This window comes from Ureibacillus thermosphaericus, from assembly GCF_012396605.1.
Classification (GTDB): domain Bacteria; phylum Bacillota; class Bacilli; order Bacillales_A; family Planococcaceae; genus Ureibacillus; species Ureibacillus thermosphaericus.
Genome location: NZ_JAAXPW010000036.1, coordinates 20,356 through 27,769 on the forward strand (window position 1 = coordinate 20,356; position 7,414 = coordinate 27,769).

The 7,414-nt window shown below is 35.6% G+C and carries 6 protein-coding genes; 2 read left to right on the forward strand and 4 right to left on the reverse strand.

Annotated elements, in window-relative coordinates; translation table 11 throughout:
- Nucleotides 1-11: 11 nt before the first annotated feature.
- The 4 genes from HF990_RS12490 to HF990_RS12505 are packed head-to-tail and all read right to left on the reverse strand — an operon-like array spanning nucleotide 12 to nucleotide 4,520.
- Nucleotides 12-1,439: a bifunctional 2-methylcitrate dehydratase/aconitate hydratase gene (locus tag HF990_RS12490; protein ID WP_096550089.1), complete on the reverse strand. Its 1,428-nt coding sequence runs from the start codon at nucleotides 1,437-1,439 to the stop codon at nucleotides 12-14.
- Nucleotides 1,440-1,462: 23 nt separating this feature from the next.
- Nucleotides 1,463-2,989 (reverse strand): tripartite tricarboxylate transporter permease, encoded by a 1,527-nt coding sequence (locus HF990_RS12495; protein ID WP_168412715.1) that lies wholly within the window; start codon nucleotides 2,987-2,989, stop codon nucleotides 1,463-1,465.
- A gap of 15 nt (nucleotides 2,990-3,004) precedes the next feature.
- Nucleotides 3,005-3,487, reverse strand: coding sequence for a tripartite tricarboxylate transporter TctB family protein (locus tag HF990_RS12500; protein WP_168412716.1), 483 nt, complete (start codon nucleotides 3,485-3,487; stop codon nucleotides 3,005-3,007).
- 19 nt (nucleotides 3,488-3,506) lie between these two features.
- Nucleotides 3,507-4,520 carry a tripartite tricarboxylate transporter substrate binding protein gene (locus HF990_RS12505; RefSeq protein ID WP_096550086.1) on the reverse strand — a complete coding sequence of 338 codons (1,014 nt, stop codon included), beginning with the start codon at nucleotides 4,518-4,520 and terminating at the stop codon, nucleotides 3,507-3,509.
- A 410-nt stretch (nucleotides 4,521-4,930) separates the two neighbouring features.
- Here HF990_RS12505 and HF990_RS12510 point away from each other — a divergent pair, with 410 nt between their 5' ends.
- Together HF990_RS12510 and HF990_RS12515 are read left to right on the forward strand one after the other, a co-directional pair.
- Nucleotides 4,931-6,514, forward strand: coding sequence for an ATP-binding protein (locus HF990_RS12510; protein WP_168412717.1), 1,584 nt, complete (start codon nucleotides 4,931-4,933; stop codon nucleotides 6,512-6,514).
- A gap of 3 nt (nucleotides 6,515-6,517) precedes the next feature.
- Nucleotides 6,518-7,192, forward strand: a complete 675-nt coding sequence (locus tag HF990_RS12515) for a response regulator (protein ID WP_096550084.1) — start codon at nucleotides 6,518-6,520, stop codon at nucleotides 7,190-7,192.
- Nucleotides 7,193-7,414 lie beyond the last annotated feature (222 nt).

Below are 7,414 nucleotides of genomic sequence, written 5' to 3' on the forward strand. Positions count from 1 at the left end.
TGTCCCCCCAATTAGATGAATAGTTCCACAAATTCAGGTACTGTCAAGTTCATTAATTTCTCTTTATTGATGCATTTCTCTTCAATTTCAGCAAGTTGTTTTGGGCTGAATCTAGTTGCCACGTTTTGCATGAATTTTTTGTCCACTAGCGGATATGCTTCATTTCTTCTAAATCTATGGCCAATTGGATATTCACATTCCATTTCGATATAAGTGCCATCTTTAAAGAATACTTTGACTGCATTTGCAATGGAACGTTTTTCAGGATCTAAATAATCCTTTGAATATTGCTCGTTTTCCACTGTATACATTTTTGCACGCAATGCATCAATACGAGGATCAGCTGCAGTCTCATCTTCATAATGATCGGCCGTGATATCACCATAAAGTAACCCGATTGCTGTAATGTATTGGATGCAGTGATCTCTGTCAGCAGGGTTGTTCAATGGCCCTTCCTTATCAATAATACGAATAGCTGATTCTTGGGTTGTAATTTGAATTTTCTCTATTTCATCTAAGCGGTTGATCACTTCTTTGTGTAATTTAACTGCACATTCAGCTGCTGTTTGTCCATGGAATTCTGCTGGATATAATTTAAATAGTACGTTTTCCATTACATATGAACCTAAAGGTTGGGCTAATTTTAATGGTTTTCCTTTAAGAACTACATCTTCAAATCCCCAAGTTTTTGTTGAAAGGGCTGTTCTGTAACCCATTTCTCCTTTTACAGCCATCATCGCAAGCCGAACAGCTCTGCTTGTTGCATCCCCTGCGGCCCAAGATTTTCGAGAACCTGTATTTGGTGCATGGCGATAAGTTCTTAAACTTGCTCCATCAATCCAAGCATTGGATAATGCATTGATGACTTCTTCTTTTGTCCCTCCAAGAGCTTTTGTTATGACAGCGGTTGAAGCTACTTTAACAAAATGAACATGGTCAATACCTACGCGGTTTAAACTGTTTTCAATCGCTAAAACCCCTTGAATTTCATGGGCTTTAATCATCATTTCCAAAACATCTTTTATCGTTAAAGGCGCTTTTCCTTTTGAAATGTTTACATTGCTTATATAATCCGCTACTGCTAAAATACCTCCCAAGTTGTCAGAAGGATGGCCCCATTCAGCTGCCAGCCATGTGTCATTGTAATCTAGCCATCTTATGATTGTTCCGATATTAAATGCAGCAGTAACCGGATCTAATACGTAAGGGGTACCTGGTACACGAGCTCCATTTGGAACAATTGTACCTGGCACGATTGGCCCCAACAATTTTGTACATTCCGGATATTGCAAAGCAAGAATGCCGCAGCCGATTGTATCAATTAAAATATAACTGGCCGTTTTGAAAGCCTCTTCACTTGTAATTTCATAATCCATGACATAATCTGCTATTTCTTCTAATAGACGATCTGTCCCCTTAATTTCGTTTGTTTTTACCATGCTCATTTCCCCATCCTTATTTATTATCCTTCATCGCTAATCACTACATTTTTACCGCGCATTTTTAATAGCAATGGTATAAAAATCCATAAAAGCGCAATAATTAAAAATGCTAATGAAAATGGTTCTTTTATGAAGACGCTATAATCCCCGTTTGAGATTGTAAGTGCTCTCCGCATATTGCTCTCCATGATTGGCCCTAAAATCAATGCCAAAACCAGCGGGGCAACTGGAAAATCATTTTTTGACAAAAGGTAGCCCAAAATCCCGCAAACAAGCAATAATATCAAATCAAAAGTTGTATACTGAACCGCATATACACCAAAAATTGAAATAGCAATGATAATAGGCAATAAATATTTCTTTGGTGTATCAATAATTTTGGCGAATACTTTTACTAACGGCAAATTTAAAATAAGAAGCATGACATTGCCAATAAACATACTGGCAATTAAGCCCCAAACCACATTTGGTTTTTCTTCAAATAATAGGGGGCCTGGCTGCACGTTATACATAATCAGCGCACCCATTAATATAGCTGTAGTACCGGATCCTGGAATGCCTAATGTTAATAGAGGAATCATTGCTCCACCAGAAGCTGCATTATTTGCTGACTCTGGCGCAGCCACTCCCGCAATATACCCTTTTCCTAATTTGTCTCGTTTTTTATTCACTTTCTTTTCCAGGGAATAGGCAAAAAACGAAGATAACGTTGCTCCTGCACCTGGAAGTACGCCTAATAAAAATCCTAAAATCGAACCCCGCGCAATAGGAGCTGCACTATCCTTCATTTCTTCTTTCGTCGGGATAATTCGATTGATTTTGGAAATTTCCTCTTGTTTATAATCTTTTTCCAAAATAGTTTTAAATACCTCACCTAATGCAAATAATCCTACTGCTACAGTTAAAAACTCTATTCCGCTGTATAGTACGGACTGGTTATATGTAAATCTTGCAACCCCAGTCACCACATCAATTCCGATAGTTCCTAAAAATAAACCTGCGCATGTCATAATTAACGCTTTCGTAATGGATTTCCCTGCTAAACCGCTTACAGCAGCCAATCCTAATACCATAAGAGAAAAATAGTCTGCTGGGCTAAAGTCTATGGCTAATTTAGATAATGGTTCTGCTAGTAAAATCAATCCAATTAACGCCACTATGCCGGCTATAAATGAACCAATTGCTGCTATAGCCAATGCACTTCCTGCCCGTCCTTGTTGTGCCATTTGGTATCCATCTAGCGTCGTCACAACTGAAGATGATTCACCAGGTGTATTCAGCAAAATGGAAGTAGTGGAGCCACCATACATTGCACCATAATATACACCCGCTAAAAGGATGATTGAACTTGTAGCAGCACTTTCTAGCGGCATCCCAGAAGTGAGCGTAGCTGTTACGGGGATGAGTAAGGCAACACCACTCATTGGGCCGATGCCAGGCAAAACCCCTACTAATGTACCGATGATGACTCCAAGAAGCGCAAACAAGATGTTGTACCATGATAGAGCTACAGTAAATCCGTCAATTAAATAATTTATTGTATCCATCTATATACCCCCCTTTTAAAATGGCAAGCCAGGGAGATTACCGCCCAAGATTTTAACAAAGCCTACGTAAATAGTTCCTGTAAATAATGCTGCTACAATAAACGAAGTAATCCATTTTGATCTTTCAAGGGTTTGAAATGCGACAAATAAAAACAGAAATGTTGTAATGACATAACCAATTTTTTCAAGCAACAAAATATATAAGAATGTAGAAATGATAATGATGAAAAAGACTTTTTTATTGGATTGGCTTTCCTCATCATTTGATTCCTTCTCGGTTTCTTTCTCAATGATTTTATAAGTCTTTTTAAATTTGATAGTTTCTATAAACAAAACAACACTAAGCACCATTAAGGCAATGCCTATCACCGCGGGAAAAACACCTGGTCCAATTGCAGTGTCCAAAGTACTTTGCGAAATTTTTCTCGACTCCAAAAATATAAATAAACCAAGGATGAAAAAGACTAAGCTGCTGATTTTATCGAATTTTAAATTCACTCAGGTACCTCCTGTATTATTATTTGTGCATACCTAAAGCTTTGAGTAAGTCGCTAATTACCACTTCTTGTTCTTCTAAGAATTTCTCAAAATCTTCTCCGCTTTTAAATTCTTGTTGCCAGCCATTGCGAGCTAAATCTTCTTTCCATTCCTCTGTTTCATTTAAAGCTGTAAGTTTTTCAATCCAATATTCTTTTGCTTCTTGAGACATTTCTTTTGGACCAAAAATTCCACGCCAAATTGTAAATTCAGTATCTAATCCTAATTCTTTTAAAGTCGGCACATCTTCCAAACCTTCAATTGAAACTCTTTCAGGAGCTGTTACAGCTAATACGCGAACTTGTCCGCTTTTCACATATTGTGAAATTGTAGAAACGTCTGTACCAATGGCATCTGCATTTCCACCTAATAAGGCTACGGATTCTCCACCGCCATCAAAAGAAACATACTTAACAGATTTTGGGTCGATTCCATATTTATAAACCGGCAAAATCGTAATCAGATGGTCCATAGAACCTGGAGATGAAGCACCAGCTAATGTAACGGATTTCGGATCTCGTTTAATGTCTTCTAATAAATCAAATAAAGTTTGGTATTTAGAATCAGCTTTTACAGCGATTGCGCCATAGTCTTTTGTTAACTGAGCTAATGGAGTTGTATCTCTGAATCCAAATTGACTATTACCTTCAGCTTTTAAGTTATTGATAATAATTGGTGGTGACTTAACCATTAACATGTAATCATTATTGGCTTCTTTTGTAGCAAATGTAGCCATAAAAGTGACACCGCCGCCACCAGGTTTGTTTTCAACAACGATTGGTTTTTCTACTAATTTTGTTTCAGATAAGTTTTTGGCAATTGCACGGGCTGTTAAATCCCATCCCCCACCAGCACTTGTTGGAGCAACAATGGTAATTGTGCTGTTTGGATAATTCCCTTTACCTGAACCGGAAGAACTTCCTTCGCTCTTCCCACATGCCGTTAATAAAACAGCTACTATGCTGATTATCAAAAACGTAACCCACTTCTTCATGAATTTTTCCTCCCCTTTTTTGAATCGTAAACGCTTTTGTAAACGCTTATATCGTTATTAAAATACACACCACATATTTTTTAAATATTTAGAAAATAAACTCTTTTTTATCTATAATTGCAATAAAAATCATATTGTTCACGGGAACATTATTTTCTTCTATCGATGGAATTGTCAGGGAGCGAAGGCATGGAAGGTGAACACTCGGAGAAATTGTTGATGAAACTTACCAATATGAGGATAAAGGGGACTATATATAAATCGCTAAGAGCGAAAAGTAAGTAGCTATTATAGGTGTTTTTTAAATATAATATCTATCAGAACATTTTTCAGAATTAGTAAAAAATTTAGTGAACAATGGGAATTTAATAGTCAATACATTAAAAATAGACTGTATGGGGAGTGATGTTATGTATGGTGAATCGATAAAGGACTATTTTATAAAATATAATTTTATATTCGCTTTAATCATCATTTTAATTATGCTTGTGTTTGGTTTTATCAATTTAAGTGAAGCCGTTAAAAATGAATTGGGCAAGCGCGCCCTAAGTTCAGCACAATTAGTCGCTGAACATCCCGTTGTTATCGAAGGATTGAAAAAATCGGAGCCCACGCCAGAACTGCAACAATTCACCACAGACATAAAGGAGCAGATAGGTGCTGAATATGTTGTCCTTGGGGATGAAAACGGCATCCGTTATACCCATCCGGATGTTAATAAAATAGGCAAAAAAATGGTGGGCAATGATAACTACCGCGCTTTAGTCAAAGGGGAATCCTATGTCTCCATCGCGGAAGGTTCACTGGGAAAAGCTTTACGGGGAAAAGCTCCCGTGAAAGATGAGAATGGTGACATTATTGGTGTTGTATCGGTTGGATTTTTGTATGACCAAATTTATGAAATGAATCTCAATTATTTCAAATATTTAGCCATTGGTTTAATCTTAATCTTTTTCGTTGTTATTTTGGTTTCAACTTTTTTAGCAACAGGCATTAAAAAAGAATTACTTGATTATGAACCTTCAGAAATTAGTTTATTGTTGAAGGAGAAAAATGCCATTTTAGAATCAATTCATGAAGGAATTATTATCTTAGATAGTAATAAATGTATTACATATGTCAATAAGCGCGCTTTAGAAATTTTAAATTTAGATAGTACCATCGTAAACAAAAATATCATGGAGGTTTTTGAAGATCGGAATATCGATCATATGATTTCCAGCGGCAAACCGGAATTGAATCGATCTATCCGTTATAAAGAGGAAAAAATCATATTTAATAGCGTGCCTTATAGAAATAATGAGGAACTGGAAGGAGTCATCATTAGCTTTAAATTATTTGATGATGTAGATTTAATTGCAAGGGAATTATCTCAGGTAAAGACATATATTGAATCATTGCGTGCCCAAACACATGAATTCAATAACTTTTTGTATACCCTTTCTGGACTAATCGAGTTGGAAGAATATGAGGAAGTGCAAAGGCTCATTAATAAAGAGCGTATTGGCAATAACACTTTACTGGCATTTATCACCAAACATATTAAAGACTCTTTTTTAATTGGTTTAATTATTGGTTTTTATAATCGTGCTAAAGAATTAAAAGTCAACTTAATCTTGGATGAGGACAGTTATTGTGGAAAGCTGACGACCATAAGCGATAAACATATTATTATCTCGATTTTAGGAAATTTAGTAATTAATGCTTTTGAAGCAGTGGAACATCTAGATGTTGAAAATCGCGTTGTTCGCATTTATATCCGTGAGCTAAAAAATGAACTGATTTTTGAAGTTGAAGATTCCGGGGATGGCATTGATTATTCAATGTTAAATACTTATACGCAAAAAAGAATTTCTACAAAAAATCCGGAAAACCGGGGCTATGGATTATCAATTGTTTTAGAAAGCATAGAAAAATTGAATGGAAATATTACATTAGAAAAAGGGGATCTAGGCGGAGCTTTATTTTACATTTGTATACCAAAAGGGGTGTGAACATTGAATATCGAAGTTTTAGTTGTAGATGACGATATTCGTATTGCCAATATTCACGAGAAATTCATCAATAAAATTGAGGGATTTACTACTGTGGGGATATCTAACGATGTGGAAGAAACTAAAATCTGGTTAGAAACGCTGAAACCTGATTTAGTTTTATTGGACATCTATTTTCCTGAAAAATTAGGTACAGAGTTAATTGAATACATTAAAAAGAAAAAATTGCCTGTTGATATCATTTTAATAACAGCAGCTTCTGAAGTAGACATTGTAAAGATGGCCTATAACAGCGGAGTAGTCGATTTTCTGCTGAAACCATTAACTTTTCAACAATTCAAAGAATGTTTAGAACGTTATCGGGCGAAAAAAATCCTTTTATCATCCAACACGAAATTAAGTAAAGAAGATATTAATAAGTTATGGAATAATACTTCAACTACAATAAAAGAATTGAATCCAAAAGGAATCGACGAAGTAACGAAAGAGAAGATTTTAAATTATTTAAAAACCACGAAAGAAGGTATTACCGCTGAGGGATTGGCGAAAAATCTTGGATTGAGCAGAAGCACTGCCAGAAGATATCTGGAATTTTTATATAATGAAGGCATTATCAAAGTGGAATACTTATATGGAAAAATTGGAAGACCTGAACGTTATTATACATTCATAGGTTAATAAAGCGACTATAATGATGTCGTCCGGTGAACTCCAAGAATCAAAAAATCTTGTCTGATCATCAAAAGTGCATCAAAAACATATTTCCTTATAAAAAGGCTCTATAATATTTGGTGTTGGTGAGTATAAACCAGCACCAATTTTTTTGAACAAAAAAAAATGAGACAGTGACAAAACTCTGGTAAAATGTAATCGACCAAAACCACATTTACTAGGAGTGAT

Bases quoted from the DNA above. Each gene is read 5' to 3' on its own strand.
- HF990_RS12505 (WP_096550086.1), bottom strand. From the start codon at position 4,520: ATGAAGAAGTGGGTTACGTTTTTGATAATCAGCATAGTAGCTGTTTTA.
- HF990_RS12490 (WP_096550089.1), bottom strand. From the start codon at position 1,439: ATGGTAAAAACAAACGAAATTAAGGGGACAGATCGTCTATTAGAAGAA.
- HF990_RS12495 (WP_168412715.1), bottom strand. From the start codon at position 2,989: ATGGATACAATAAATTATTTAATTGACGGATTTACTGTAGCTCTATCA.
- HF990_RS12510 (WP_168412717.1), top strand. From the start codon at position 4,931: ATGTATGGTGAATCGATAAAGGACTATTTTATAAAATATAATTTTATA.